This window comes from Rothia amarae, from assembly GCF_014705945.2.
In the GTDB taxonomy this organism is placed as follows: Bacteria; Actinomycetota; Actinomycetes; order Actinomycetales; family Micrococcaceae; genus Rothia; species Rothia amarae.
In genome coordinates, this window is record NZ_CP061538.1 from 881,027 (window position 1) to 906,048 (window position 25,022).

The 25,022-nt window shown below is 49.9% G+C and carries 27 protein-coding genes and 1 pseudogene; 21 read left to right on the top strand and 7 right to left on the bottom strand.

Features of this window, described 5'->3' with window-relative positions:
* Positions 1-19 precede the first annotated feature (19 nt).
* The 3 genes from IDM48_RS04175 to IDM48_RS04185 are packed head-to-tail and all read left to right on the top strand — an operon-like array spanning position 20 to position 3,679.
* The gene (locus IDM48_RS04175) at positions 20-676 is read left to right on the top strand and encodes an SAF domain-containing protein (RefSeq protein WP_068172551.1); all 657 of its coding nucleotides are present in this window, start codon (positions 20-22) and stop codon (positions 674-676) included.
* Between the two features lie 8 nt (positions 677-684).
* Positions 685-2,058 (top strand): CpaE/TadZ family protein, encoded by a 1,374-nt coding sequence (locus IDM48_RS04180; RefSeq protein WP_190618169.1) that lies wholly within the window; start codon positions 685-687, stop codon positions 2,056-2,058.
* 52 nt (positions 2,059-2,110) lie between these two features.
* Positions 2,111-3,679: a sensor histidine kinase gene (locus tag IDM48_RS04185; protein WP_190618170.1), complete on the top strand. Its 1,569-nt coding sequence runs from the start codon at positions 2,111-2,113 to the stop codon at positions 3,677-3,679.
* A gap of 84 nt (positions 3,680-3,763) precedes the next feature.
* On the opposite strand, the gene IDM48_RS04190 is transcribed toward IDM48_RS04185, so the two are convergent.
* Complete coding sequence (locus IDM48_RS04190) at positions 3,764-4,012, bottom strand: WhiB family transcriptional regulator (RefSeq protein ID WP_068171655.1); 249 nt, start codon at positions 4,010-4,012, stop codon at positions 3,764-3,766.
* A 279-nt stretch (positions 4,013-4,291) separates the two neighbouring features.
* Between IDM48_RS04190 and IDM48_RS04195 the strand changes: the two genes are divergently transcribed.
* Entirely contained in the window at positions 4,292-4,702 is a 411-nt protein-coding gene (locus IDM48_RS04195; RefSeq protein ID WP_141669414.1) for a hypothetical protein, read from the top strand.
* Here the strand turns inward: IDM48_RS04195 and IDM48_RS04200 are convergent.
* Positions 4,670-8,377, bottom strand: coding sequence for an FtsK/SpoIIIE domain-containing protein (locus IDM48_RS04200; RefSeq protein WP_190618172.1), 3,708 nt, complete (start codon positions 8,375-8,377; stop codon positions 4,670-4,672). The genes IDM48_RS04195 and IDM48_RS04200 overlap by 33 nt on opposite strands.
* Before the next feature lie 413 nt (positions 8,378-8,790).
* Between IDM48_RS04200 and glf the strand changes: the two genes are divergently transcribed.
* From glf to IDM48_RS11725, 8 genes and pseudogenes are all read left to right on the top strand, one after another.
* A complete protein-coding gene (gene glf, locus IDM48_RS04205; RefSeq protein WP_190618174.1) occupies positions 8,791-9,978 on the top strand; it encodes a UDP-galactopyranose mutase in 1,188 nt (395 codons plus the stop codon).
* Entirely contained in the window at positions 9,971-12,007 is a 2,037-nt protein-coding gene (locus IDM48_RS04210; RefSeq protein WP_238398045.1) for a glycosyltransferase, read from the top strand. The genes glf and IDM48_RS04210 overlap by 8 nt, the downstream gene beginning before the upstream one ends.
* The gene (locus tag IDM48_RS04215) at positions 12,004-12,900 is read left to right on the top strand and encodes an ABC transporter permease (protein WP_068171639.1); all 897 of its coding nucleotides are present in this window, start codon (positions 12,004-12,006) and stop codon (positions 12,898-12,900) included. The genes IDM48_RS04210 and IDM48_RS04215 overlap by 4 nt, the downstream gene beginning before the upstream one ends.
* Before the next feature lie 2 nt (positions 12,901-12,902).
* Positions 12,903-13,664: pseudogene (locus tag IDM48_RS04220) on the top strand (ABC transporter ATP-binding protein); the annotation flags it as partial.
* A 594-nt stretch (positions 13,665-14,258) separates the two neighbouring features.
* Positions 14,259-15,518, top strand: a complete 1,260-nt coding sequence (locus IDM48_RS04225; protein WP_190618179.1) for a TadA family conjugal transfer-associated ATPase — start codon at positions 14,259-14,261, stop codon at positions 15,516-15,518.
* Entirely contained in the window at positions 15,515-16,372 is an 858-nt protein-coding gene (locus IDM48_RS04230; RefSeq protein WP_145173388.1) for a type II secretion system F family protein, read from the top strand. The genes IDM48_RS04225 and IDM48_RS04230 overlap by 4 nt, the downstream gene beginning before the upstream one ends.
* Positions 16,369-17,301 (top strand): type II secretion system F family protein, encoded by a 933-nt coding sequence (locus tag IDM48_RS04235; protein WP_068171630.1) that lies wholly within the window; start codon positions 16,369-16,371, stop codon positions 17,299-17,301. The genes IDM48_RS04230 and IDM48_RS04235 overlap by 4 nt, the downstream gene beginning before the upstream one ends.
* A 35-nt stretch (positions 17,302-17,336) precedes the next feature.
* Positions 17,337-17,462, top strand: coding sequence for a hypothetical protein (locus tag IDM48_RS11725; protein ID WP_274382301.1), 126 nt, complete (start codon positions 17,337-17,339; stop codon positions 17,460-17,462).
* Positions 17,463-17,584: 122 nt separating this feature from the next.
* On the opposite strand, the gene IDM48_RS04240 is transcribed toward IDM48_RS11725, so the two are convergent.
* Genes IDM48_RS04240 through IDM48_RS04255 form a run of 4 tightly spaced genes read right to left on the bottom strand, consistent with a single transcriptional unit; the run spans position 17,585 to position 20,174 of the window.
* Complete coding sequence (locus IDM48_RS04240; protein WP_190618180.1) at positions 17,585-18,712, bottom strand: tyrosine-type recombinase/integrase; 1,128 nt, start codon at positions 18,710-18,712, stop codon at positions 17,585-17,587.
* Positions 18,713-18,764: 52 nt separating this feature from the next.
* Positions 18,765-19,412 (bottom strand): hypothetical protein, encoded by a 648-nt coding sequence (locus tag IDM48_RS04245; RefSeq protein ID WP_190618182.1) that lies wholly within the window; start codon positions 19,410-19,412, stop codon positions 18,765-18,767.
* Between the two features lie 10 nt (positions 19,413-19,422).
* The gene (locus tag IDM48_RS04250; protein ID WP_190618184.1) at positions 19,423-19,797 is read right to left on the bottom strand and encodes an ImmA/IrrE family metallo-endopeptidase; all 375 of its coding nucleotides are present in this window, start codon (positions 19,795-19,797) and stop codon (positions 19,423-19,425) included.
* Positions 19,797-20,174 carry a hypothetical protein gene (locus tag IDM48_RS04255; protein ID WP_145173098.1) on the bottom strand — a complete coding sequence of 126 codons (378 nt, stop codon included), beginning with the start codon at positions 20,172-20,174 and terminating at the stop codon, positions 19,797-19,799. The genes IDM48_RS04250 and IDM48_RS04255 overlap by 1 nt, the downstream gene beginning before the upstream one ends.
* Positions 20,175-20,336: 162 nt before the next feature.
* Between IDM48_RS04255 and IDM48_RS04260 the strand changes: the two genes are divergently transcribed.
* Entirely contained in the window at positions 20,337-20,567 is a 231-nt protein-coding gene (locus IDM48_RS04260) for a hypothetical protein (RefSeq protein ID WP_145173095.1), read from the top strand.
* A 47-nt stretch (positions 20,568-20,614) separates the two neighbouring features.
* The gene (locus IDM48_RS04265) at positions 20,615-20,863 is read left to right on the top strand and encodes a hypothetical protein (protein ID WP_190618186.1); all 249 of its coding nucleotides are present in this window, start codon (positions 20,615-20,617) and stop codon (positions 20,861-20,863) included.
* A gap of 170 nt (positions 20,864-21,033) precedes the next feature.
* Here the strand turns inward: IDM48_RS04265 and IDM48_RS04270 are convergent, their stop codons facing one another.
* Positions 21,034-21,270: a hypothetical protein gene (locus IDM48_RS04270; RefSeq protein WP_145173090.1), complete on the bottom strand. Its 237-nt coding sequence runs from the start codon at positions 21,268-21,270 to the stop codon at positions 21,034-21,036.
* 104 nt (positions 21,271-21,374) lie between these two features.
* Here IDM48_RS04270 and IDM48_RS04275 point away from each other — a divergent pair, with 104 nt between their 5' ends.
* From IDM48_RS04275 to IDM48_RS04305, 7 genes are all read left to right on the top strand, one after another.
* A complete protein-coding gene (locus IDM48_RS04275) occupies positions 21,375-22,157 on the top strand; it encodes a phage antirepressor N-terminal domain-containing protein (protein ID WP_190618188.1) in 783 nt (260 codons plus the stop codon).
* 18 nt (positions 22,158-22,175) lie between these two features.
* Positions 22,176-22,694 (top strand): hypothetical protein, encoded by a 519-nt coding sequence (locus IDM48_RS04280; RefSeq protein WP_190618189.1) that lies wholly within the window; start codon positions 22,176-22,178, stop codon positions 22,692-22,694.
* The gene (locus IDM48_RS04285) at positions 22,691-22,879 is read left to right on the top strand and encodes a helix-turn-helix transcriptional regulator (RefSeq protein WP_190618191.1); all 189 of its coding nucleotides are present in this window, start codon (positions 22,691-22,693) and stop codon (positions 22,877-22,879) included. The genes IDM48_RS04280 and IDM48_RS04285 overlap by 4 nt, the downstream gene beginning before the upstream one ends.
* Positions 22,880-23,021: 142 nt before the next feature.
* On the top strand, positions 23,022-23,243 hold the full coding sequence (locus tag IDM48_RS04290) for a hypothetical protein (protein WP_190618193.1): 222 nt from the start codon (positions 23,022-23,024) through the stop codon (positions 23,241-23,243).
* A complete protein-coding gene (locus IDM48_RS04295; RefSeq protein ID WP_190618195.1) occupies positions 23,236-23,469 on the top strand; it encodes a hypothetical protein in 234 nt (77 codons plus the stop codon). The genes IDM48_RS04290 and IDM48_RS04295 overlap by 8 nt, the downstream gene beginning before the upstream one ends.
* Entirely contained in the window at positions 23,466-24,251 is a 786-nt protein-coding gene (locus tag IDM48_RS04300; RefSeq protein WP_190618197.1) for a hypothetical protein, read from the top strand. The genes IDM48_RS04295 and IDM48_RS04300 overlap by 4 nt, the downstream gene beginning before the upstream one ends.
* Positions 24,248-24,952, top strand: a complete 705-nt coding sequence (locus IDM48_RS04305) for a hypothetical protein (protein WP_190618198.1) — start codon at positions 24,248-24,250, stop codon at positions 24,950-24,952. The genes IDM48_RS04300 and IDM48_RS04305 overlap by 4 nt, the downstream gene beginning before the upstream one ends.
* Positions 24,953-25,022: the final 70 nt, after the last annotated feature.

Genomic DNA, 25,022 nt, shown 5'->3' on the forward strand with positions numbered 1-25,022 from the left:
TCGAACACGGGATACCACTATGGCTCAGAAAGTAACCGTCACTCCTCAGGTCATTGCCGAGCGCATTCATAAACCGGGGTGGAAAGATCCTAAGCTTTTGATTGGATTATTGCTTATTTTGCTTTCTGTCCTCGCTGTCATCGGCGTCATGAGAGCTACTAACAAAACTCAGAATTACTACATTGCTGCCCACGACATCAAAGTGGGAGATGAAATTCGACAGGAAGACCTCACTCTCTCAGAGGTGAGATTGGGCGATTCTGAAAACCTTTATCTCTCCGCAGATGATGCACTACCAGATTACGCCCGAGCCAATCAGAACATTCCTGCAGGAGCACTTCTGCAGCAGAATACTGTAAAAGCGCAAGATCATGACGGCCGTCGTCTAGCAACCGTTGTGATGGATTCTACTATTGCGTCTTCCTTTACTACCGGCGACAGAGTAGATATCTGGGTATCGAAGAAAAAGGACAACGGTACTGCCTATTCTGAACCGCAAGTTGTCATGCAAGCCGCTGAGGTGAGCGGCGTCCATTCTGAGGAATCGATGATTGGTAGTACAGGAAAATCTGCTGTGCAATTGCTTGTCACCGATGACGCCCTGGCGGAAGTGCTCAACGCCACCAACAACGAAAACAAGATTAATTTGGTTCCCACAACTTTTGGACAGAAGTAGGTAGCCCGGTGAATGTACCTGTTATTGTTCTTGGCGATATTTCAGGCAAATATATTGAAGCTATCGAAAGCGAACGCGGTATCGTTAGCGTAGCGAGACACGTACATGAGCTCGCTGAGGTTTTGGGTATCGCCCAGACGGGCATTGCTCGAGCCGTTCTGCTCATTAGTGGATTCGAAGATCTAACTGCCTCACTGGTGAATTACCTGGCGGAGAGCGATGTCGGCGTGGTTGCTGTCGTTGACCCAGGGGATCCAGAACCCCTGGAAAATATTCGCTACCTGAGTGCGTTGGCGAACCCTTCAGAGGTTATCGAGGCGCTAGAAACTGCTGCTGAAGAAGTCGAAAATACTCCCGTTAGTGTGAGCGGTCGAGGTCCTCTTTCAGGGGTAGAACTGTCATCTGCGGCCTTAGAAGATGTACAACCTGATAGGCAAGGGAAAATCATCACCTTCTGGGGGCCAGCCGGCGCGCCGGGGCGTAGCACTCTCGCTCTAAACTGTGCGGCAATACTCGCTGACCAACAACATACCGTGTGTATTGTCGATGCCGATACGTATGCTCCGTCGCTGAGCTCGCTTTTGGGCATGATGGATGATTATTCAACTTTGTCCCAGCTATGTCATTTGGCAGATCGAGGAAATCTGGAAACAGAGAAAATTGCAGAGATCATGAGCACGGTAAAGATTGAGAGCGGAACTCTAGATGTGGTCACCGGAATAACCCGAGCTGATCGGTGGCCCGAAATACGTTCCCAAGCGCTCGAGAGCGTGTTGAAAACATTGACTGCAAAATACGACTTTGTGCTAGTGGATGCGGGGTTTTCTTTAGAAGCTGATGAAGAACTGAGCTTTGACGGTGTCGCGCCACGCAGAAACGCAGCTACTTTAACTGCAATTGATCAAGCCGATGAAATTATCCTGGTGGGGGTCGCCGATGCCTTAGGCGTGCCTCGTGTGATGAAAGCAATTTCGGAATTGCTTTCCACCCCCAACGTCCACGTCGAAAAATCTAAAGTGCATGTTTGGATCAACAAAGTCCGCCCCGGTTCCATCGGACCGCAACCGGAGGAGCAGATTCTACATTCTTGGCAGAGATTCGGTCCACAACTTCCCATCGAAGGATTTATTCCGTGGAATCCAGATGCCATAGATAAATCTTGGCTCACGGGGCAGACCCTGGCAGAAAGTGCGCCGTCTTCAGATGTTTGCCAAGCGTTACGAACCCTGATCGAATCGCTGATTATCGAAGAAACAAAAGCGAGGGGAGTTGGTGAGTTTTCGTCTGACAATCTGACCATTGCTACCCGGTCTGCACCAGGTAAAGAATCATCGCATGATCCTTCGAGGGCAAAATGGCGCGCCTGGAAACGTAAATCTTAGAAGGATCATGAGCGACTAAAATCTTTCATGAAGCAACTTTTCTGGAGGGGTAATGTCACTCAACGATTCAAAATTACATGCGGCGTCGCTGGGACCAGGAGACACCGAATGGTTACATTTGTTGATGGGCGATTGGCAAATAATCGCAGACACCGCTCATGCAGATATAGTGCTTTGGTTACCGGACGAAAAGAATCTTCCGGATTCAGAGCACCTCTCAGCAATGAGGGCGCCTGCATTTCCTCGTCACTTTACTAGCGCCGGGCAGGTTCGCCCCTCCACCGTTCACACAGTGTTTTACCGCGATATGGTAGACCAAGAAATGGGGGAGAAGCTGCTGGAAGTAGTCCAGCAAGTGTGGCGGCATCAAAAGACCGAGTACCTTGATGACACTGAAACCTCCGATGAACTAATACTTCGAACCGGTGTGCTTCCCTTGGTCAGACACGGTCGAACTATCGCGGTTCTTACCATCCATACTGAGCTCTTTGGGCTGCGGCGCCCACCTCGTATAGAAACGGTCTACAAGACGGTGGCAGAAGACCTCATCCAAATGGTCAAACGTGGAGCCTGGCCTGAATTCAGCGCATCTGTGGGTACTAGCCGCGGTAACCCGCGCGTCAGCGATGGCCTCCTGACCTTGGATTCTGAAGGAATAGTAAATTTTGCTTCTCCTAACGTTTCCTCTATCTATAAGCGTTTAGGTTTTAGTGGAGAACTTGAAGGAAAACAGCTCGTTGAGATTACACGAAATCTGATGTCCCAGGATGAAACCGCTGATGAAACCCTTCCCCTGGTGCTCAGTGGACGCATGCCGTGGCGCGGCGAAATCAAGGTGCGCAACACGAGTGTCACCTTTCGAGCTATTCCCCTGCGGCAGGAAACATCGTTGGGGGAAGAAAGATATGGTGCCATCTTGCTGTGCCGCGACGTCAGCGAGTTACGACGTCGCGAACTGGAACTGATGACCAAAGACGCCACCATTCGTGAAATCCACCATCGTGTGAAGAACAATCTTCAAACGGTTTCAGCGCTGTTGCGCCTACAATCACGACGGATGAAAACGGGTGAAGCTAAACAAGGGCTAGAACAAGCGATGCGCCGTGTCGCCACGATTGCAATGGTCCATGAAGCTCTTTCCCAGGGCCTGACGCAGAACGTGGATTTTGACGAACTCATTCAACGCCAATTTCATCTGGCTGCCGAGCTAGCATCGCCCGGTCAACACATTCGTACGGAATTGAACGGGACTTTTGGTGAGCTCCCCAGCCAGTTTGCTACTCCACTCGCGCTGGTTATCAATGAGATCGTTGCCAACGCAGTGGAGCATGGTTTAGACGGCGAAACTGGGACAGTTACCCTGACCGCTCTACAAAGCCTCACGGCACAAAATGAACGACAACTCACCGTTACCATCTGTGATGATGGATGCGGAATGGTGAAGTATCCCATTGAAGAAGCAGGGACGTCAGCTTATCGAGAAAATAAGGGCAGGGAGGGGCTGGGCATGCAAATTGTGCGCACACTCGTTGCCAGCGAGCTCAATGGTTCCATTCGATGGGAACCGCGTCAGCCTCGCGGTACAGCAGTTACCATCCGTGCTCATCTGACAACCAACTAATAAATTAGAACAAAGAAAGAGGGGAATCAGCTTGTTAGCTGATTCCCCTCTTTCAAGGAACTTAATACTCGATGTTTCCTAAACTTAGGAAGCGCGACGGGCTCGGGCAGCTCGACGCTTCATAGCGCGTCGCTCGTCCTCACTCATACCGCCCCATACACCGGAGTCTTGCCCTGTTTCGATAGCCCACTGCAGACAGGTGTCCATGACCGTGCAGTTACGGCATACCGTTTTTGCTTCTTCAATCTGAAGTAAGGCGGGACCAGTATTTCCTACGGGAAAAAATAGTTCTGGATCCTTCTCCAGGCAAGCAGCACGGCTACGCCAATCCATGAGCACGTTCTCCTTATTAGAGGCTAACTCGCAAGTATCTGATTGCAACAAATACTATGACAACAAATGAGGCCCCTACGAGTAGAGGCCTTTCTAAACCTCAATAACTTTCCCACGTAAAGAAAGCGTAAACAAGAGGTTTCTAGAAGAAAATTCCTCCGGGAGCTGAGTTATATCTCACAGGTGCAAATAGTGCAAATGAGGTATATAGGAGACCCTAAATTTTTAGCTACTATGGAGTCTAAAGAATCCGCTTTTATTACGAACAGAGGCAAATCTGTGGCATCACTCCAAGCACCTGGTTCTATCAAAGTAGCAGCTGGGGTGGGTTTCCTCGAAGCACTTGCTATTGCCGGTTATTCGGTGATCATGATTATTTCGGCGGGAGCATCTGAGACAGGGATGGGGCGTATCATCGCTCTCGCCATTTTCTTCCTGGTGATTGCAGCTGTCATTGCCTTTTCCGCCTGCAAGCTCTTGGCGGGTAAACCTTCAGCCCGTTCAATGCTTTTAGTCTGGCAATTATTTGCTGTCATCCTAGGAGTACAGACCGTAGTGGGTGGGCAGCTGTTCATTGGCTTGTTAGCTGTTTTTCTTGGCGGACTCGCGATTATGATGCTCTTTTCTTCCTCCGTCAACGCTTTCTTTGAAGCGCACTCATCGGGACGTTCCCTCGATAGGGACCTGTAGAGCTACGCTGTCGCCCTGATTGATGTAGAGGACTCTGCCAGCGGGGATTTGCCCCTCCGTCTTGAGGTCATCAGCTAAATTCGCGCTGGCGAAAAACTCAAGATCTCGGGGGCTCTGCGGCATCAACGCAAATCCGCGGATGGCGCCTATTCCGGCTGAATACAGTGGAAGAGACATCAGACGTGGATTGGGAACTACCGTAAAAAATACGTGCTCTAACTGCGACATATTCTGCAGAATTTTTTGCTGAACCTCGTGTGCCACAAATTGTAAATCGTCCAGAAGGAGCACCAAATGCGGCGTAGTCTCCAGATGTCGCTGGATTTCAGCTAGTTGCTCTGCGGTTGCGGGTATCTTTCCCGAGATTCTCAAATAGGAGTATTCCGGGTTGAGTTGTTGCAAAGCATCTAGCAAAGCTGTTTTGCCGGATAAGCGGGGACCAACGATAGCTGTGCACTGGTGCATAGGGTAAGCGGTTACCATCAGCTCGTTGTGCCGCGTGACAGCGGTACGAAGCACCAGATTCTGCTGTGAGGATAGATGAGCTGGGAAAACAAGAGGAAGTTTTGCAGCTTCTTTTAAAGTAATCTTTAGAGGCAACTGATTCCAGCACTCGTGTGAAGATATTGGTGGGGAGATGTCTCTGGGTAGTGCGCTCTGCGCAGGAATCAATTCTGCAGAGGTAATTTTTGAGTGGGGACTGAATTTCTTGACTAGTTTGCCCTCGACTGAAAAATTATGAGGGGCGGGGTGAAGAATATTCTTGCTGATTGATTTCAACGGATCCTTACTGATAGCTTCATCGCTCAATAACTGAGTAGAAAAGAGCTGGGCCATGCTTCCCTTTAAGCTCGTATGCGAACCTGCTACGACGATATGGTTCTTGGTTGGAGCATTCATGAGTAATCTCTGCAGAGTTCTGCTCGCTTCCAGCTCCTTGACATGCATTTCAAGCCAGCTGTCTAAGCCATCAATAAGAAATAAAATGGGGCGATTGGAAGAGCTTTCCTGGGTAACTTCCCTCCACACCAAAGTTTGGAATTCAGGGTCAAAAGGACCCACAAGTGAACTCACCTGCCATCCCGATTCCTGTACAAAATTTTGGAAATAGGTAAAACTGCTATATTCGCCGCACAAGATATGGGTTTCTATATCCGCAGCGAGCGCCTGAACTGCCAGCGTCCTCAATAATTCCCATCTCTGATTTTGCTCTGCCACCAGGCTAATTGGACCGATTTGACTATCTAGTTCAACCTCGTGATGATCACCTGCTGCGGCAATTTCAACTACGCCTAACAAAAGACGACGGCCCTCTGAAATGGAAAGAGTAGAAGAAGCCTTTCGATGGGGGATTGGTCGATAGTCCGAAGGCGCGCAAACCGCCTGCACACGACTTACATAGTCTGCTAACCGCGCGTCTTCATCTGCAGACTCTGGAATCAAAGTCTTCGAAGATATACCGGTTCCGAGTATAGAAAGCGAGCAAGCTGCCTGCTCAGGGGGCTTTCTGGGCGAATCAATATAAAGAGATTGAAAAGGGATCAGAGAACCATCTGAGTACTTGATATATCCTGCACCCGGTGAACTCAGAGGTATTTTGGCGGCAAGGTCTGAATCTATGACAGAGATAGACTCGGCGCTTGATGCCACCCGCAAACACAGGGTGGTACCGATGTTGGATGTGATATCCGAGGAGACATTCCCCCGCGGTTTCTGAGTAGAGAGAAGCAAATGCACGCCGAGGGATCTGCCGATAGTAGCCACACGCATCAATTCATTCATGCTCTGAGGAAATTGGTCGGTGAGCATTTTAAATTCATCAACCACGATTAACAGCTCAGGGTATTTGGGCTTTTCGTTACGCTTATACATCAGGTGAAGATAATCAGTGTAAGAGCTCACCGCTAGAGAACGGAACAGCCTTTCCCTTTTTTCCAAATCTGCCCGCAAGAATTTGAGTGAACGATCAAATTCACCTTCTTCTAAGTCAGAAAGCACCGCCTGGGTGTGCGGAAGCCTTTCAAATTGACCGAGCCCTGCGGCTCCTTTGAAATCGATGAGGACGAGCGCCAGACGCGACGGCGCGAAAGAGTAGACAAGACTGAGAATGATAGAGCGCAGTAGCTGAGACTTACCTGACCCGGTTGTTCCAGCCAACAGAAGATGGGGGCCATGAACTGATAAATCCAGAATGGTCTCTGCTCCATCGCTTATGCCCACAGGAAATGAGAGGGAACGAGTAAATAAGGAACTTTGCCACCGCTCTTGCGCGGCATCTATATCAAAGAGGGGGTGCTCAGATACAACGACAGAATTCTGTTCGAGAGCAAGTGTAGATAGTTGATTTAGCCAGTTCAAGAACAATTTTTCAAAAGTCCGCGATGCCATCCCGTGAGCAGTACATCTCAGTACTTGCCCGGTATCGAACCGAGGAGCAGGACACTCTGCGAAATGATGGAAACTAAGAGCGAGGTTGTTTTCCGCACCCGAAGTATCTTCATCGAGAATTGTGAGAGGAACACGGCGTTGGAGGAGCTCATCAACCGGCGGGCGATTTCGGTGAGGCTCCAAGAACCGCACTACTGACCCAATCCACCCCTCAAGTTTAACGTCACTCTCCGAAGCAAAAATGAGCCAGTCCTGCTCGCTACCGCCATCTAAATTCGAGGAGGAGCTCATAAGCTCGACGTTTGGTAGTACCTGCAAAAGCTCACATTCCGCAGGAAGAATCCGAAGGAGCGCAGGATCAATGAAAATTCTAGCTCCTTTAGTTTTAAGAATGAGTTGTAAGAGAAGATGCCGAAACACCGACACTGAAACATGAGCGTCAAATACCTGAGCAGAGTTTTTATACAACCGCGAATAGATGGGAACTGACTGCAACATCGGTAAATCCTCAAAACGCAGCTGAGAACTCTCACAGTTAACCTCCCGTGAGCCACGACCCCACGTCATAGCCTCCGAGAGAGGCCGTTTCAACGCCCCCGGGCATTCCAGACCGTGTACGGAATGCGCTCGCGCTTTATCCTTTGCAATGCCATCGTCTAGGATGCGCCGATATTTTTTGGATTGGCCGTGACCGGACTTTAGATTGATACCCAGCATGAGGGATGAAGCTATCGACATCATCAGAAAGAACCACATACCGGTTATTACTGCTATTACTCCTCCCACGAGAAGGGGTAGAACTATCATGGCGACCTGCTGAAAAAGCGGTCGCCGGGGAGGTAAATCCAACGAAAACGGGCTAAAAAGATCTGAGTGGACGACGTCGTGGCGACACTTTGTGTTCTCCACTAGCTCGACGACGGATGACCCCCATATGACTTCTTCGTGAAGTTTGAGTTCATACTCCTCGCTGTCATCGATGATAAATATTCCTGAAGGAGTCATCGAGACTAGAGCGGATTCGGTATCTAGCAGAGGGTCATGTATCTGAATTTCGCCGTTGGTTCGCCCAACCCTGAACGCGGAATTCCGATGCAGCGAAAAACGCTTTCCCATATCTGGCCCAGCAATAACTTGGAGAAAGAGGGCATTTTGCGCAGGCAGGGAAGTCAATATGGGGTGCTCACTCGAAGAAATGATGCTGCCTGCGGGGATATCTTGGAAATGTCGGACGTCGTCCAAAGAACCGGAAGAACTCACGCTGAATGAATCTTCTGTATTGAGCATTTCTCGCAGCCTCTCATGCAAGTGAAGGCCAGAGAGACGCGGATGAGCTTCAACCTTAAGAACTAAAAGATGTTCGTTTTCACTGAGTGCGAGTAAAAATTTTCGGTGCATCTCTTAATAAGAATAAAGCGCTCTCTCTTGTGCAACGGGGGTCCCTTCAACCTGTGGATAACTCAATGAAATCTCAGAAAATCCCTTAAAATTAACTGAATATTTCTGAGTGTTTCGATGTTTTCCCCAGGTGAGCTCAGAAAATTCTCTGAAGAGTATAAAAAATGTGAGTTAGCAAAGCACGTTAGAATAAATCATCAGGTAGTTTTGTCAGAAGGTGTAGATCTGTAGATTCGCTCGCCATCGGTCAAAAATAATTACTTCTAGCGCAGGCTAGGAAACCAGAAGTACAGGAGTATTTTGTGAACGCTGATCTCGTAGTCGTAGGTTCGGGCTTATTTGGTCTGACCATCGCAGAGCGTGCTGCAACCGAACTAGGTCTCAAGGTAGCGCTTCTGGACCGTCGCTCGCATATTGGTGGCAACGCATACAGTAAGAAAGAAGAGCAGACTGGTATTGAGGTTCACCAGTACGGTGCTCACCTTTTCCATACTTCAAATGAACGTGTCTGGGAATATGTCAACCGCTTTACTGACTTCACCAACTACGTTCATAAGGTGTACACCAACCACAACGGCGTGGTCTATCCCATGCCTATTAACCTGGGAACCATCAACCAGTTCTTCAACGTCGCTTATTCCCCTGCTGAAGCAAAAGCACTTATTCAGGAGCAAGCGGGCGAGTTGGCTGGTACCGATCCTCAGAACCTCAACGATAAGGGCATCCAGCTCATCGGTCGTCCGCTCTACGAGGCTTTCATCAAGCATTACACTGCAAAACAGTGGCAGACTGATCCCGCTGACTTACCGGCATCTATCATTTCGCGCTTGCCAGTTCGCTACAACTATGACAACCGCTACTTCAACGACAAGTATGAAGGTTTGCCGGTAGATGGATACGCCGCATGGCTTGAGCGCATGGCCGCACACGAAAACATCGAAGTTCACCTCAATACCGATTTCTTCGAAGACGGTCATGAGTATTCTCGCTCTAACGTTATCGGGCAGGTTCCCGTGATTTACACTGGGCCGGTCGATCGCTACTTCGATTTCGCAGAAGGCGACCTCTCCTGGCGCACCATCGACTTGGAACAAGAAGTTCTTCCCATCGAGGATTTCCAGGGTTGCGCAGTGATGAACTACCCCGATGCAGATCAGCCTTATACCCGCATCCACGAATTCCGCCACTTCCACCCCGAGCGTGATTACACGAAGGACGCCACCGTTATTATGCGCGAATTCTCCCGATTCGCTGAGAAGGGCGATGAGCCATACTACCCGGTGAACACCTCTGTCGACCGCGAGAAGCTTTTGGCATACCGCGACCTTGCAAAGGGTGAAGACAAGGTTCTCTTTGGCGGTCGTTTGGGTACCTACAAGTACCTTGACATGCACATGGCTATTGGCGCGGCACTATCTATGTTCGACAACAAGATTAAGCCTCATTTTGAAAATGGACAGAAGCTCGAAGCAGGCGGGGTGGATGCATAAGATGACTGCTACCCCCACCCCAAAGACGAAGTCTCTTCGTACCTTGCAACGAATCATTCTGCCCGAAGCAGTGCAGACGGACGTCATCCCTCTATACATCGATAGCGGTAGCGCCACTGGTGTTCAACTTCCTACTCGTATGGACGGCGACGCCGCGGACGCCATCGCAGAGGCAGCAGCAGTTCAAGAGTTGAAAACGGACGCAAACGCTCCTTCACGTTCTGCATCTCCCGATGTTTTAGGACGCCGTTCCACCAAAATCGATGCTGGTAAGACAGTTTCATTTGGTACGTATTTCAATGCTTTTCCCGCGTCCTACTGGCGTCGTTGGACAGAGCTAGATTCGGTCAACCTTCAGCTGAGGACCGAAGGCGACGGCATGATCGTGGTGTATAAGTCGAACGCACGTGGTGTGATTCAGCGCGTGGACGCAAAAGTCGTTTCTGGCGTCGCTACCTCTACTTTCCAGCTCACTCTTGCCCCGTTTGGTGATGGTGGCTGGTACTGGTTCGACCTCACAGCCACAAAGAGTGACCTGATTCTGCAGGAAGCTGAGTGGCAGGGCGATATCGAACCACGTTTGGGTCAAGACGGCGGCAAAGCAACTGTTCAAATTACCACGATGAACAAGGTTGAATACTGCATCAATAACATTCGCTCCCTGGGCGAAAATCTCGATGCTTTAGAGTCTGTTCAGGAAATTCTTATCGTGGATCAAGGTACCGATAAGGTAGCCGATCACCCCGATTTTGAAAATGCCGTTAAGCCTCTCTCTGGTAAATTCCGCATTATCAACCAGAGTAATCTGGGCGGATCAGGCGGGTTCGGTCGCGGCATGTATGAGTCGGTAAACAATGGTAGCGACTACGTTTTGTTGCTGGACGACGACGTCGTGGTTGAACCAGAATCAATTCTGCGCCTTATTACTTTTGCCGACTACTGCAAGAACCCCACCATTGTGGGTGGACACATGTTTGACATGTTCGACCGTTCAGTTCTTCACGCATTCGGCGAGGTTGTAAACCCTTGGCGAACTTTCTACGATCGACCCCACGAAGACATGTCCTTGGGTCACGATTTAGCGAAAAGCAACCTGCGTAGCACGCACTGGATGCATCGCCGTGTCGACGTAGACTACAACGGCTGGTGGATGTGCCTCATTCCCACCGAGGTCATCAAGAAGATTGGCTTGTCCCTTCCCCTCTTCCTTAAATGGGACGATGCCGAATACGGTCTTCGCGCTAAGGAGGCGGGCATTGCAACGGTGTCTTTCCCCGGAGCAGGTCTGTGGCATGTCTCCTGGCAGGACAAAGACGATTCGGTGGGCTGGCAGGCATACTTCCATGAGCGTAACCGACTCATTACTGCTTTGATTCACTCACCCTTTGAAAAGGGTGGGTCGGTTCTTCGCGAGTCTCTTTTCCTCGACGTAAAGCATGCTCTGTCGATGCAGTACTACACTGAGGAAGGTCGCTTGTTGGCGATTGAAGATTTGCTCTCAGGTCCTGAACATCTTCATCCTTCGTTGAGCGAACGATTGCCCGTCATTCGCGGCAAGGTCAAGAACTTCCAAGACGCACAGCTCAAGACCAACATTGACGATTACCCGCAGCCCAAGACGAAGAAACCTCCGTTCAAGGGCCGCCGTAATTTCCATGCTCCCGGCTATTCGAAGCTGGTGCCGTGGGCAGTTTCAACAGTGGGACGCCAGCTCTTCAAGCCAGTGGATGAGATGGCGGAGAAAAACCCGCAAATTCAGCTCACCTATGCAGAAAATCGCTGGTGGACTGTCTCAAAATTCGACTCGCTCCTTGTGACCAATGCTGAAGGAACCGGTGTGTTCTGGTACAAACGTGACCCTCAGCAGTTGCGCAAGAATTTGGTACGAGCTACCAAGCTTCATACCAAGCTCTTTACCGACTGGGCAGATTTGCGTAAGCAATATAAAGAAGCTGCAGAACAAGTAGCTTCTTACGAAGCATGGCAAGAGACTTTCAATAAGCATACGGAGTCAGAAATTACTCGATGACTGATATAGCTAATCGAGAGTTTTCAGCCCCCGGTCGAGGCCGGGGGCTGAAGGACGCTCTCAATCACAGATATCTTCTAAAACTGCTCGTAGATAAGGAAATCCAGGTTCGCTACCGCGGATCGGTGCTGGGCATTGTCTGGTCTTATATTAAACCTGCGGTTCAATTCCTGGTCTTTTATTTAGCTCTGGGTATCTTTTTGGGCCTTGAGAAAGGACTACAGAATTATTCTGTATATCTTTTCTCAGGCATTATCGTTATTAATTTCTTCTCAGAGTGTTTTAGCAACGGCGCACGTGCCTTTGTGGTGAACGGGGCATTGATCAAGAAGATTTATCTTCCGAGGCAGCTCTTCTCGCTCTCCACTATTTGGGTAGGAATTATCCACTTTCTTCCCCAAATATTGGTGCTCATCGTAGCGTGTTTTGTGGTGGGGTGGTCACCGGATATCAAACAAATTCTTGCAGCGGCAGTGGGTATTGTTCTCATTATGCTGTTTGGGCTTGCTGCCGGAATGATTTTTGGTGTCGCCAATGTGTTCTTCCGCGACTCTGAAAACCTGGTGGATATGTTTTTGATGATGGCTACATGGCTGTCTCCTGTGATGTATTCCTGGACCATGGTGGCTCGCGAGGTGCAGATTCCTCATATCGAGCAAATCTATATGACCAATCCGCTGAGCGTTGCCGTCGAACTCTTTCACTACGCTTTCTGGCAACCCACATTGAGTGTTGAACAGCAGGGATTCTTGTTAGAGGCAGGTAACTGGCATATGTTCCCGCATCTTCTGACGATTTGGGTGCCGGTTGCATTCGGTGTCTCTATTGTTTTGCTATTGCTGGGGAACTATTTATTTCGCAAGTTCGAGGGTAACTTCGCACAGGAGTTGTAATCATGAAACTGGATATATTTGATCTACCTCCAGTGGCAGCGAACGCCCCGGATGTCATACGTATTGATCACCTTTTTAAACGTTTTGTTTTGCGTCATACGCGGTCGATGAAAGAAGCTTTCATTTGGCTGGTGAAAGGGCGTAAGGGTGATTTGAGCGAAAAGTTCAATGCGCTCAACGACGTCACGATGAATATTCGCCAGGGTGAGCGAGTTGCGCTGTTGGGCTACAACGGCTCGGGCAAGTCAACCTTGTTGAAGCTCATCTCTGGAGTTATGCAACCCGACGACGGAAGTGTGCTAACACGAGGACGCATCGCTGGACTCATCGAGGTCGGTGCTGGTTTCCATCCTGACCTTACGGGCCGCGACAACGTCTTTATGAACGCTGCGATTTTGGGTATGGAAAAAGAACAAATCGAAGCGAAATTTGATGAGATTGTCGCTTTCTCTGAGATCGGCGACTTTATCGATACCGAAGTGAAATTCTATTCATCGGGTATGTACCTTCGTCTAGCTTTCGCCGTGGCTATTCATACTGATCCTGAAATTTTCTTGGTGGATGAGATTTTGGCGGTGGGCGATGAGCCGTTCCAGCGCAAATGCCTCGCAAAGATTAAGGAGCTGTGCGCTAGAGGTAAGACTCTTGTTGTAGTGAGCCATGACCTTGATTTGGTGTCGCAGATTTGTGATCGTGGCGTGGTGCTGGAAAGGGGCGCAGTCAAGTTTGACGGCGAGGCTATGGAAGCCGTAGACGTTATGCGTGATTTGCCTTTTGGCACCACCAAACGGAACCGGTATGAAGGGGACCTGCTGGCTGCCCAGCAGAAGCTGGAGACCATGGAGGTCAGCCGACGAGAGCTAATGCAGGCCATTGAATCAGGTTCAACAGAGACTGTCGTTGTGGCTCTTGCTGATATCGCTGAGGATTCTCAGGCTGAGATTGATGCTATGAGTAATGAACAAAAACTCGAAATAGTAAATTCGGAGATTACCCGCTTGGAAAAGAAACGTGAACGATTGCATCAACTGAACGCATAATTTCGCAGAAACAAATCTCATAAGAAGCGCCAGATGATTCATCTGGCGCTTCTTTCATGCGTAAAGTGTGTGAATTATGACGAAATATGTAGTCTGTTTCACAACTGGGGACAATGCTTGGTGGGAGAGGGGACAAAAACTTTATAGTAGCTTATCAATGTTTCTTTTTAAAAGGTGGCGTTGAAGTGAATCGGGGGAAGTTCAAGAAGTTTTCCACAGCAGCCCTATATTTCTGCTTGTTTGATGTCAATTGTTGCGCATAGATTGTCAGTAATTCTTTCATCTAGTTACGCATCATCAGCCATCAGAGGATTTCACATGCCAGTTTTGGATAAGCTTCCCGGATATAAGCTCTTGGATAGCGACGTCCGCGAAATGATCCGCCATAGCGGCATTGATCCTCTGGCAGACCAGGACCAAGCCGCTCGAATTATTGACCAGTCCATCGCCCAATATGAGTCTCGGATGGTCAAAGGAACCTTGCCCATACTGGATGACTTTGCTCAAATTCGCAAGAACTTGATTGATACGATTTGTGGCTTTGGCTCATTGCAGAAATATCTTGATGATCCCAGTATCGAGGAGATTTGGATTAACTCTCCGTCAGAAATTTTTGTGGCTCGCTATGGCGAATCGGAATTAACCGGGCTTCTCCTGACAGAGGATCAAATTCGCTATCTGGTGGAAAGAATGCTGAAGCAGTCCGGTCGCAGGCTCGATTTGAGTAACCCCTTTGTAGATGCGTCTCTACCGGACGGCTCGCGCCTACACGTGGTTATCCCCGATATCACGCGTCAGCACTGGTCTGTTAATATTCGCAAGTTCATCGCACGCGCGCGTAGATTGAATGATTTAGTTAAACTCGGTTCCCTTACTCCTGAAGCTGCGCAATTTCTCAACGCCGCAGTAGCTAGCGGGCTCAACATCTTAGTTTCAGGTGCAACCCAGGCTGGTAAAACCACCCTGTTGAACTGTCTCACAGCAAGTATCGGTCAGCGCGAGAGAGTCGTAACTTGCGAAGAAATCTTTGAACTTCAGGTTCCTCTGCGGGACGTCGTGGGTCTCCAATGCCGGCAAGAAAACTTAGAAGGAACCGGTGAAATCCCGCTCCGCCGTCTGGTTAAAGAAGCTTTGCGTATGAGACCGGATCGGTTGTTAATCGGCGAGGTACGTGAGGCGGAATCGCTGGATATGCTGATTGCGTTGAACTCGGGTTTACCGGGCATGTGTACCATTCACGCTAACTCTGCGCGCGATGCTGTCACAAAGATGTGCACCTTGCCCCTGCTCGCTGGCGAGAACATATCTAGCCAGTTCGTGGTACCCACCGTAGCTTCCTGTTTCGATGTCGTGGTGCACTGCAGCCGAGATAATCGGGGCAGACGCCGCGTTAGCGAGATTATTGCGCTCGGCAACCGCGTAGAGAATTCAGTGATTGAAACCACGACTCTTTTTGAGCGCCGCGGAGATGAACTGGTGCGCACAGCTTCAGAACTTCCCGCATCCCATAAATTTGAGCGTGCCGGATATACCAGCGAATCCCTGTTCAAATCTGGCGGGGGAGGGGATAAACGATGAACGCCATCATAGGGCTTGTTCTGGGTATCGGAGTATTCCTCGTATGGCTCTCTTTCTGGGAGGCGCCGCAACCCATCACCAAACGGCACAAACCAGAATCTAAAATGTCAGTTCTGCTCCGCCAGGCGGATATTCAACGGATGAGCCCACAGCGGTTTTACGCACTTTCCACGTTGGTGGCGGGATTTCTTGCTCTGTTAATCTGGGTCATTACTGCCCTTAATAATCTGGCTCTCATCACTGCAGTCCTCAGCTTCTTTTTGCCACGATTTTTAGTGGCACAACGTGCAAAGAAAAGGACTGCTGCCATCCGTGAACTTTGGCCCGACGTTGTTGACCATCTTCGCTCAGCTATTAGGGCTGGTCTTTCTTTGCCAGAAGCAATGATGCAACTGCAATATAGGGGACCGGAGCAACTTCGGGAGCCTTTTGAATTGTTCTCTGCCGACTACCGATCTACAGGAGAATTCGTTGCCTCCTTGAACCGGTTCAAGGAGAGGATGGCTGATCCAACTGCAGATAATATCGTCGAGGCTCTCAAAGTAACTCGTGAAGTCGGCGGTACTGATCTGGGCAGATTGTTGGGAACACTCAGCGAATTCTTGAGAGAAAACGCCCGAACTCGTTCGGAAATTGAAGCGAGACAATCCTGGACGGTAAATGCCGCCAAACTCGCCGTAGTTGCACCGTGGGTGGTGCTGTGCTTGATGGCAACTCAGCCAGGTACCGTGCAAGTCTATAACTCATTCCCAGGCCTGATGGTCATGCTCGGCGGACTCATCATCTCGGTGGTTGCCTACCGCGTCATGCTCAAAATTGGAGAGCTCCCTGCTGAACGGAGGGTACTGGCATGAGTCACAAAATCTTGATTGGGTTGTGTCTTGCAGCTGGAATATGGTTGGTTGCATCAGCACTATTAGCACGACGCACGGTTGACTTTTCTGACCGTATTGCACCTCAGATGAAGTCCCAGGAAATCCATGCTTCATTGCGCTATGAATCCCAACAGTCTCAGATGGGCATGGGTGAGAGCTTTGTCGAGGTCCTGCGACCTTTTATACGAACAGCTCTGGCACGGTTCAACCATTCCACTATCAACACCACAGCTTTAGAAAAACGCCTCATTCGTTCTGGCCTAAATCTCTCGGTGTCAAGCTTCAGGGCAGAACAGTTGGTGTGGTCGCTCATCGGACTTGTGGCGGCAGCCCTGTTTATGGGCTTGGGAATGATTCAAGGAAAAATTTCGGTGGCGGGGGCTTTAGCAATCTGCGTCCTTTCAGCAGTAGCCGGTTACCTGGCCCGAGACTGGTGGCTTACACAAACCATTGAAAAACGAGAATCCAAAATGTTGGAAGAATTTCCCGCGCTCGCAGAGCTAATGGCTCTCTCGGTCACAGCCGGTGAATCAGCTGCCGGTGCCTTGGAGCGAGTCTGCCGTTGCTCCAGTGGAGAGCTTTCGGGTGAATTCAAAAAGATTCTTGCTCAGATACGTTCGGGCGATGGTTTGGTGAGGTCCTTGCAAGATTTCTCCGCACGAACCGAAATCGCCCCACTGGCACGTTTTGTGGATGGAATCGTCGTCGCCATCGAGAGAGGTACTCCTCTTTCCGAAGTATTGCGGGCACAGGCTCAGGACGTACGCGATTCTTCTAAACGACAGCTGATGGAAGCTGCGGGTAAGAAAGAAATAGCCATGATGGCGCCCATCATCTTTTGTATTCTGCCGCTTACCGTAGTTTTTGCTCTATTTCCCGGTCTATCCCTTATCAATTTCAAATTCTAAATCTGCGCTTTGCGCTTCAATCTCTAGGAGAAACCATGAAGAAAACAGTCCTTTTCGCTCTCACCATGATGAACGCTTTCTTTGGTCAGGCTGCACCGCAGTACGACGACCAGGAAAGAGGGGATGTCCCCGGCTGGGTTATGATCACAATGATGACGTAGTGAGTTCATTGCAAGGGGTTGCATGAGCTTTATCCACCCCTGTTTTCTATGTGAAATAAGGGTTTTCCTATGCCATAACACCTTGCATGAGATTGCATGAATTGACTTTCAAAGTCGTGAGTTTATAGTGACCCAAGCACACCGCGCGCATCAGATACTCCGCGACGCTCAATATACGAGTGTTTAGTGGTCTGCACGTCATCGTGTCCTAGCTGTAGAGCTGCGGCTTCTGCCCCTAGCTCTCGCTCAATAAGCGTGGCGACGGTTGCTCTGAGTATCTTCGGTGTGCATCCTGCGAATTCAGTCCCGCGTGCTTGGGCAAAATTCTCTTTCAGATTCCCATACTTGACCATACCCCCAGTGGAGGACGGGAAAACGTACTCACTGGTACGGGGGCGTACCGCCAGGATTTCGATAAGCCAGCCGGGGAGCATGACGGCGCGATTATTTTTCGTCTTAGTGTACGGTTGATACTTCGATGCCCCGTTGTTGGTTATAGCGGTAGATCGGATAGTCACCATGCCCGCCTGGAAGTCTATATCTTCCCAGCGTAGGGAAATCGCTTCACCTACACGGCAACCTGTCCCGGCAAGAAAGTCTATAAGGTCTGGCACGTAGGTTGCTGCTTTGTGGCGTGCCGGGTGCGTCTCATAGTAGTGGTGGATGTTGGCGCGTAGTCGTTTTAGCTGTTCGGGGGTGAGGGATTGTGGTGCTGTTTTTTCGCGCTGTATGGGCTTGGAGTGTTCGGCGGGGTTGGTGGGTAGCGCGTCGAGACGTACGGCTTCTGCGAGAATCATTTTGAGCATGGTTCTTAGTCTCATGGCGGTGCTCTTACCTCCCCGGCGCGTGTTCCCTGATTCTACGATTTCTAGGGCGTTGGTGAGTTGTTTTTCTACCCATGAGACGGTGATTTCGCGTAGGCGTATCTGCCCTACCGGGTTTATGTAATTACGGATGATGTTTTCTGAGATTCGGGCAGTGTTCTCAGATACCCCGCTCTTATATTCTTCGTACCAGCGTTCGGTGAAGGCGGCGAGTGTCATGTCTGCGGTGGCTTGTTCAATGGGGCGGTAGGTTGCGGCTTTTTCTTTGAGTGCGTTGGTGGCGGCGGCTTTTGTTTTGCCGGTGGCTGTCATGTCGCGGCGTTTGCCGTTGTCGTCCCGGTAGTATGCGCGGGCTACCCACTTCCCGCTTGGTTTTTTGCGGGTGTTGATTTCACCCAATGTGTTGAGGGGTAGTGGTGGGCGCATTGTTTCCTTTCAGGTAAAGAAATACCCCGGCGATGTCGCCGGGGTATCGAAATTACTGAGCTTCGATGGTGTTCTCTAAAGTTCCGTTCCCCAAGTAATGACCAATGGTTGCAGTGGGATAACCCTGCTGACCCGCTGAACGCAATTCGGTTTGCATAGCTACACACTTCATGTCGCCACTTTGCGAGAAAGCCGCCTCATTGAGATATTGGCCTATTTCCGCGGAAACATCTTCCGAGAAATTACCTGATTCAGGGGTGGCGTAGTTTAGTGACCTCCATACGTGGGGGTGTCCGTTTCCGTTATCTTCGGTGGTGATTACGCCTGTTTCCATGAGCTGTTCTTTGAGCGCGCCTTCGGAGCAGAGCGCCCCCCATGATCCGGTTAGTCCTGTGCCTTTGACGGATTCGTTAATTTTTTCTTGGTTGGTGGCGGGGAGTATGTAGAAGAGGATGTCGTTGCCTTTGAGGGTTGTCCCTGTGAATACGGTTTTGTTGGTTTCGGGTACTGCTGCTACTGGTGTTTCAGTTGGTTCCTGCGTAGGTTCAGTGGTTTGTGTAGGTGCGCTTGATGTTGCGGTGGTTGAGTCTGGTTCTGGGGTGGCTGTTACGGTGACGGTTTTTTCTGGTGCTGGCTCGGTGGATGAGCATCCAGTGAGGGTTATGAGTGCTAGTGCGGTGAGTGCAAGTGATTTTTTCATGGGGGTCTCCTTATGGGGTGTGGTGCTTAATGTAGGTTTCAAGCAGTTTTGGGGTTACGCCTAGCTCAAAGGCGAGTTGTGTGGGGTTGTCAAAGTACATTTCTGCGAGTCTACTAAATTCTTTGCGGTCTATGAGCCTTTCTGCTGCTATACGGTCTGCTTTTGCTTCTGCTTTGGGGGATAGGTGGCGGGGGATGATTGGGGGATCGTATTCTGCGTGGACGATTTCGTGTGCGAGTGTGCAACGGAATTGTATGCAGGTGAGTCCGGGGCGGATGATGATTATCCCGTTCCCTGCCCATAGTCCACGGTTCCCTTTGCCAGGGTTCCCCTCTATGACATGCAGACCGAGTTGGTCTGCATGTTCATAAGGGTCGTAGGGCACTAGTACATTTCACCTTCGTCTAGGTCTTGTTGGTCGTCAGATTCAGCGGCGAGAGCTACTTGGTCTTTCCTGTTTAGTGCTTCTCTTAGTGTTCTTTCGTAGAGCTCTTTCGCTAGTTCTTCGTCTGAGAAGTCCCCTAGTGATGCGGAGGTTCTGGCTTTTCTTGCTTCGAATGCTGTGATGATTTCCAGCTTTGATAGCAGTGTCAGTATGTCTAGGTCGTATGCGCGAGAGATTGATACCAGTGTGTCGGTTGGGATTCTACTTTGTTGTACCTGTGTATTGAAGGTTGGTTTTGGTACTCCTATCTTTTTGCTTATTGCTGAGATGGATGGTGCTTGTGTGGCTTCTAGCAGGAGGTCTGCGTTTGTTTTCATGTCTCAATTATGAGACATGTATAGGTCTAAATCAAGCCGTTTTGTATCGAATCAAAAACATTTCTAAAAAAAATCTTGAAAATGAGTTGCAAACCGAACCAGATGTGTATTAGATTAGAGACATCAACAAAACGTTGAATCAAATTCAATACGGAGGTAACCATGCATGAACTAAAGGTTCATAAGTGGGGCATCCAGAAGCTCAAAGATATTGCTGGTCTAACCAGCGATGAAGAGCTGGCAAAAAAGTTGGGTATCTCGCTTAGTGCTTTGAAACGCATTAAGTACGGAGGCAACGCCTCCCCCCACTTCATTGCCGGTGTAATCGTGAACTTCGGTCAGATGCCTGAAATCTACTACACAGAAGAAGTTTCACAACTTCAAGCAGCTTAATTTTTTCCCCTTACCGTTCGCGGTTCGGGTAGTCGAAAGGACAAGCAATGTTCCTCATGGACATTGACCGTTCGCAGACTAAGACGTATATCAAGGCGTTGCTTTTGGATATGTCTCGTGCGAATGGTGGAGACCTCAGCACGTCCGCCGCTGATAAATGGGCGAACAAGATAAAGCAAGGCAAGTTTGATGCTGATCTGGTGCGCGAGTTCGCACGGGTTATTGGTTATTCAGACCCTACGGGGGAACGTGCCACAAACAACGTAATGCGAGAGCACGGTTTAGCTTTCGCATAAGGAGAGAATTTTGAAGATTCATGAATTTTTAGTAAGCATGGCAAGTTTTGCTTATCTATTGAGAACCTGCACCGATCTACGTTCAAGAAAGAAACACAAACCGGTGCAAGTCACGGTTAGCTCTCCTAACGGTTTATCCGGGGAGGAGATAGCTAGAGAGATGCAAAAAGCTATGAACTCATAATCTGCATTTTTAGGGTAGGGGTTTCAGCTGTAGTTTCGTAGACTACGAGACTGGATATTCTGCCCATATTCTTTATGAGCGTTACGCCGCCGCCGGTATTGAACGCGATGGTTTTATTTGTGCTCATAGCTTCTTGGAAGAACTCGATGAGTTCTTCTGCATTTTTGGTGTCTGTTACTTCGATGAGTGGACTGTTCTCTTCGAATCGAAAATATGCGGTCATCTTTTCACCTCCTTTCTTTGGAGGTTAACGATACATAGGTAAAGCCCCCGGTCTAGTCGCCGAGGGCTTTTGTTTTTCAAATTAGTTTAGAAAGTAGTTTTATTATGTCACAGATTATTCCCGTTGCAGGTACTCCAGGTATCGAGGTTGCAGAGAACGAGATGATTATTTTCAAACCTCTATGTGAGGCTATTGGTATTGACGAGTCTCGCCAGCGCGTGAAATTGCAGGAAGCCGAGTGGGCAGTTACGGGCGTTACGCCCGCAACTGGTGCAGACGGTAAGACTTATCAGATGTTTTCTCTTCATAAAGATAGTGTCCCGATGTGGCTCGCGACCATTCAGACAAGTCGCCTTAAAAATGAGCAGGCAAAGCAGACGCTTATTGCGTATCAGAAGGAAGCGGCTAAAGCCTTGAATGATTATTTCACGAAGGGCGCGGCTATCAATGAGGGGCTTCTCAGCCAGCTTGAGATTGAGAAGCATAAAGAATCAGCCCTCCAGTTACAGTGCCGTGCGCAGGTTGAAACTTTACAGGCGGCTAAAGGGCTCATTAGTGATGACCACTTGGAGGCTAAGGCTCGTATCGTTGTGGCGCGGTCGATGCATGAGGCACCTGTTCTTGACCCGTTGAAGACACCGCTTTATGTGCAGGATTTTTTGAAAGATAAGAATCTTTCAAAGACACAGATGCGTCGTATGGGCGCTTTTGCGAAGAAGGTAAAGGCACGCTTTATTGATGAGCGCGGGTTTGAGCCGCCTAAGTACCCGCTGACTATGGGGAACGGGCAGGTTCGGAATGTTTTGGCGTATACGGAGGCTGACCGTCCGTTGTTGGAGTCGGTTTTTGGTGAGTATTTCGGTTCGCACTTGTCACTGGTTGCTTAGGTTCTAGGAGGTTTTGTAATGGATTTGACCAAATTTTTGAATGATTACCCTGCCCGCCAGGTCAAGGATTACATCGAATTTGATGTTAAGGGCATGAGTGTTGAGGAAGCGCGGGAAGTGTTCGGTCTCCCCAAGGGTGAGTTCGAGGTGATGCTAGAGCAACATAAGGCGGCTGCTGAATCTTTGGTTGCAGATGGTGAGGACTGCGAAGAATCGCCGGTGGTTGATGATTTGCCGCGGAAGTTTTACGCGGTGCGGGTTCTCTCTTATGGGGAGGTTCCTTATGAGGCTTTGAGGCGTTTTGCTGGTCTTTATCCTGACCGTTTTGTGCAGGGTGATTTTTGGTTGCCGTCGTCGCGTCGGGTTTATCAGTCGTTGTCTGGCGCTCAGGGGCGTGCTGGTCTGCTTGCGTTCAATGGTGTTGAGTGTGAGGTTGTGGAGACTACGGCTGATTGGCGCGCGTATGAGACGCGGAAAGAGTATGTGGCTCGTTTGGAGCGTGAGAATGCGGAGATGCGGAAGGAGTTAGGGCGATGAAGAAGCGTTTTTATTCGGCTCGTGAGTTGGTGGAGATGGGGCTTTTTAATTCCACGTCTTATATCTATCAGGAGCGTGCGCGGGGGCGTTTCCCGTTGCGTGCTCTTACTTTTGGTAATCGCCGTGACTTGTTGTTTGATGCGGCGGATGTTGAGGCTTATATCGGTTCGGCGGTGAAAAGGTGAGTAAGGTTTCTGCGCTGTGTTTGGCGCTTTTTTTGTTGGCTTTCGCGGGGTGCGCTTCGGCGGGTTTCCCTGGTAATGGGTTGATGCTTCTGACCGGGATGTTAGGGGCGGCGACGGTTGGTTCACTGAAGGAGGACGCACGATGAATATATATGAGTACAAGACTATTGAGATTCCGAAGATGAATGCTGAGGAACGGTTGAAGCACCGCTGGGAGGCGTACACGGCTTTGAAGGCTTATCATCTTCGGCAGATTGAGGAAGGGTTCGTTCATACTGCCGTTGAAACCCTGGTGAAGGTGGCGGAGTTGGAGAACGAGATTGAGTCTTTGCAGGTAGAGATTGAGGAGGCAAAAAATGATTAGCACAGAGGAACGCGGCACGACTTTTACCCTTGACCGCACAAGTGAGGCGCGGGCTGTGCAGGTTCGGGCGTGCAAGATTCTTACGGATATGTTGCCTGAGTCGGAGCGGGCGGAGATGCTGGCGATGATGGGTTACGGTGAGCCGGTGGAGGAGATGGTGGAGCCGCGTGAGCGCACGCAGGTTTCTATCCATCGTAGGGCTTTCCTTACCGGGGTGAAGCTATGAGCTTGAAATTTAGTGAAAAAGCTCATCGCTATTGGATGGATGGCAAACCGGTGCGTGGAGCAACAACTCTTATCGGGAACGGCATCCCTAAGCCTGCGCTCATGCCGTGGGCTTGCAAGCTCATAGCCGAATGGGTTGAGGCTAACCCACTAGAGATTGAGCGGCTACGAGCATCAGAAAACCGTTACGAGCTAGTGAACACTCTCAAAGGTCTCCCGAATCAGAAGCGAGACACCGCAGGGTTGCGTGGTACAGCGATTCACGACATGGGCGAGAAATACCTTGCAGGTCTTGAAATTGAGATACCGGAAGAGCATGAGTCTGAGGTCATGGGGCTGGCACGGTTCATTGAAGATATGAAACTTGTCCCCATGATTGTTGAGAAGTCTCTAGGGAACCGTGAGCACTGGTATTCGGGGCGTGTTGATTTTATCGGCACGTCCCCGTTCCTGAATGATGGTGAGCCGGTTCTTATTGACTGGAAGACGTCGAACAATGTTTACGGTGACACGGCTTTGCAGTGCGCGGCTTATGCGCGGGCTGAGTTCTGGGTGACTGATGAAGACCCTGACACTGAGCACCCTATGCCGGATATTGCAGCGACCTATGTTGCTCATATAACCTCCAGCGGGGTTTATTTGCACCCTCTGGCGGCTAATCAAGTGGAGATAGATAAACACTTCACTGACTTTCTACACGCCGCTCATACGGCAAAAAACGCTGAGACCCGCAAGGGCTACCTTGGGGAACCAATTTACACACCGGAAGGATTCAAAAAATGACAGAAATCGAAAAGGTTGAAGCACACGAAATCACGCCAGTCCAGCCAACTAAGCCGGGCGATCTGGGCTATTTGCAGGAGTACGCGAAAGACCTCACTAGCGCGTACACGGTGGCTAAGACCATCGCTAACACTTCTTTTACCCCGGCTCATTTCCGTGGGAAACCAGAAGAGGCGGCAACCGCGATGCTTTACGGTGGCGCGCTTGGGCTGAACCCGATTCACGCTGTGAAAGGTATCTACGCGGTGCATGGTACACCGGCGCTATATGCGGACACTATGCTTGCTGTGGCTTTACAGGCTGGGCATCAAATTGAGCGTGTGGAAGCGACTGAGCAGATGGTGAAGTACCGCGCGAAGCGGCGCGGCTCGGACAACTGGCAGGAAGTTGTTTGGACTATCCAACGTGCTGAACGTGCTGGTTACACGTCTAATAAGAAGTACCAGACTGATCCGATTGGGATGTTGTCTGCTAAGTGTAAGTCTGAGGCGGCGAAGCTTGTTGCTGCTGATGCGCTGATGGGTTTGTATTCGGTTGAGGATTTGGAGCTTGAAGAGCTTGATACGGCTGTTGTTTCTCAGCCTGAGCCGGTGAAGAAGCCTCGGAAAACTATCCAGCGGAAGCAGGTGAACGATGAACCAAATTCTGAACCCGGTGCAAGTCGAGCAGAAGATACTGGAAACGTCGAACAGGATAGCTAAGAGCGCGGGGGAGTGCGACAGGCGCTACCGCGCTTTCCTGGCGGCTGAGAGAGCATACGAGCAGGCTTAC

What these genes read in the sequence shown, in the direction of transcription:
- IDM48_RS04300 (WP_190618197.1), top strand. Translation starts at nt 23,466, where the DNA reads ATGAGCTTGAAATTTAGTGAAAAAGCTCATCGCTATTGGATGGATGGC.
- IDM48_RS04225 (WP_190618179.1), top strand. Translation starts at nt 14,259, where the DNA reads ATGCCAGTTTTGGATAAGCTTCCCGGATATAAGCTCTTGGATAGCGAC.
- IDM48_RS04210 (WP_238398045.1), top strand. Translation starts at nt 9,971, where the DNA reads ATGCATAAGATGACTGCTACCCCCACCCCAAAGACGAAGTCTCTTCGT.
- IDM48_RS04185 (WP_190618170.1), top strand. Translation starts at nt 2,111, where the DNA reads ATGTCACTCAACGATTCAAAATTACATGCGGCGTCGCTGGGACCAGGA.
- IDM48_RS04190 (WP_068171655.1), bottom strand. Translation starts at nt 4,012, where the DNA reads ATGGATTGGCGTAGCCGTGCTGCTTGCCTGGAGAAGGATCCAGAACTA.
- IDM48_RS04260 (WP_145173095.1), top strand. Translation starts at nt 20,337, where the DNA reads ATGCATGAACTAAAGGTTCATAAGTGGGGCATCCAGAAGCTCAAAGAT.
- IDM48_RS04265 (WP_190618186.1), top strand. Translation starts at nt 20,615, where the DNA reads ATGTTCCTCATGGACATTGACCGTTCGCAGACTAAGACGTATATCAAG.
- IDM48_RS04305 (WP_190618198.1), top strand. Translation starts at nt 24,248, where the DNA reads ATGACAGAAATCGAAAAGGTTGAAGCACACGAAATCACGCCAGTCCAG.
- IDM48_RS04215 (WP_068171639.1), top strand. Translation starts at nt 12,004, where the DNA reads ATGACTGATATAGCTAATCGAGAGTTTTCAGCCCCCGGTCGAGGCCGG.
- IDM48_RS04285 (WP_190618191.1), top strand. Translation starts at nt 22,691, where the DNA reads ATGAAGAAGCGTTTTTATTCGGCTCGTGAGTTGGTGGAGATGGGGCTT.
- IDM48_RS04275 (WP_190618188.1), top strand. Translation starts at nt 21,375, where the DNA reads ATGTCACAGATTATTCCCGTTGCAGGTACTCCAGGTATCGAGGTTGCA.
- IDM48_RS04200 (WP_190618172.1), bottom strand. Translation starts at nt 8,377, where the DNA reads ATGCTCAATACAGAAGATTCATTCAGCGTGAGTTCTTCCGGTTCTTTG.
- IDM48_RS04245 (WP_190618182.1), bottom strand. Translation starts at nt 19,412, where the DNA reads ATGAAAAAATCACTTGCACTCACCGCACTAGCACTCATAACCCTCACT.
- IDM48_RS04175 (WP_068172551.1), top strand. Translation starts at nt 20, where the DNA reads ATGGCTCAGAAAGTAACCGTCACTCCTCAGGTCATTGCCGAGCGCATT.
- IDM48_RS04255 (WP_145173098.1), bottom strand. Translation starts at nt 20,174, where the DNA reads ATGAAAACAAACGCAGACCTCCTGCTAGAAGCCACACAAGCACCATCC.
- IDM48_RS04290 (WP_190618193.1), top strand. Translation starts at nt 23,022, where the DNA reads ATGAATATATATGAGTACAAGACTATTGAGATTCCGAAGATGAATGCT.
- IDM48_RS04240 (WP_190618180.1), bottom strand. Translation starts at nt 18,712, where the DNA reads ATGCGCCCACCACTACCCCTCAACACATTGGGTGAAATCAACACCCGC.
- IDM48_RS04230 (WP_145173388.1), top strand. Translation starts at nt 15,515, where the DNA reads ATGAACGCCATCATAGGGCTTGTTCTGGGTATCGGAGTATTCCTCGTA.
- IDM48_RS11725 (WP_274382301.1), top strand. Translation starts at nt 17,337, where the DNA reads ATGAAGAAAACAGTCCTTTTCGCTCTCACCATGATGAACGCTTTCTTT.
- IDM48_RS04235 (WP_068171630.1), top strand. Translation starts at nt 16,369, where the DNA reads ATGAGTCACAAAATCTTGATTGGGTTGTGTCTTGCAGCTGGAATATGG.
- IDM48_RS04295 (WP_190618195.1), top strand. Translation starts at nt 23,236, where the DNA reads ATGATTAGCACAGAGGAACGCGGCACGACTTTTACCCTTGACCGCACA.
- IDM48_RS04280 (WP_190618189.1), top strand. Translation starts at nt 22,176, where the DNA reads ATGGATTTGACCAAATTTTTGAATGATTACCCTGCCCGCCAGGTCAAG.
- IDM48_RS04270 (WP_145173090.1), bottom strand. Translation starts at nt 21,270, where the DNA reads ATGACCGCATATTTTCGATTCGAAGAGAACAGTCCACTCATCGAAGTA.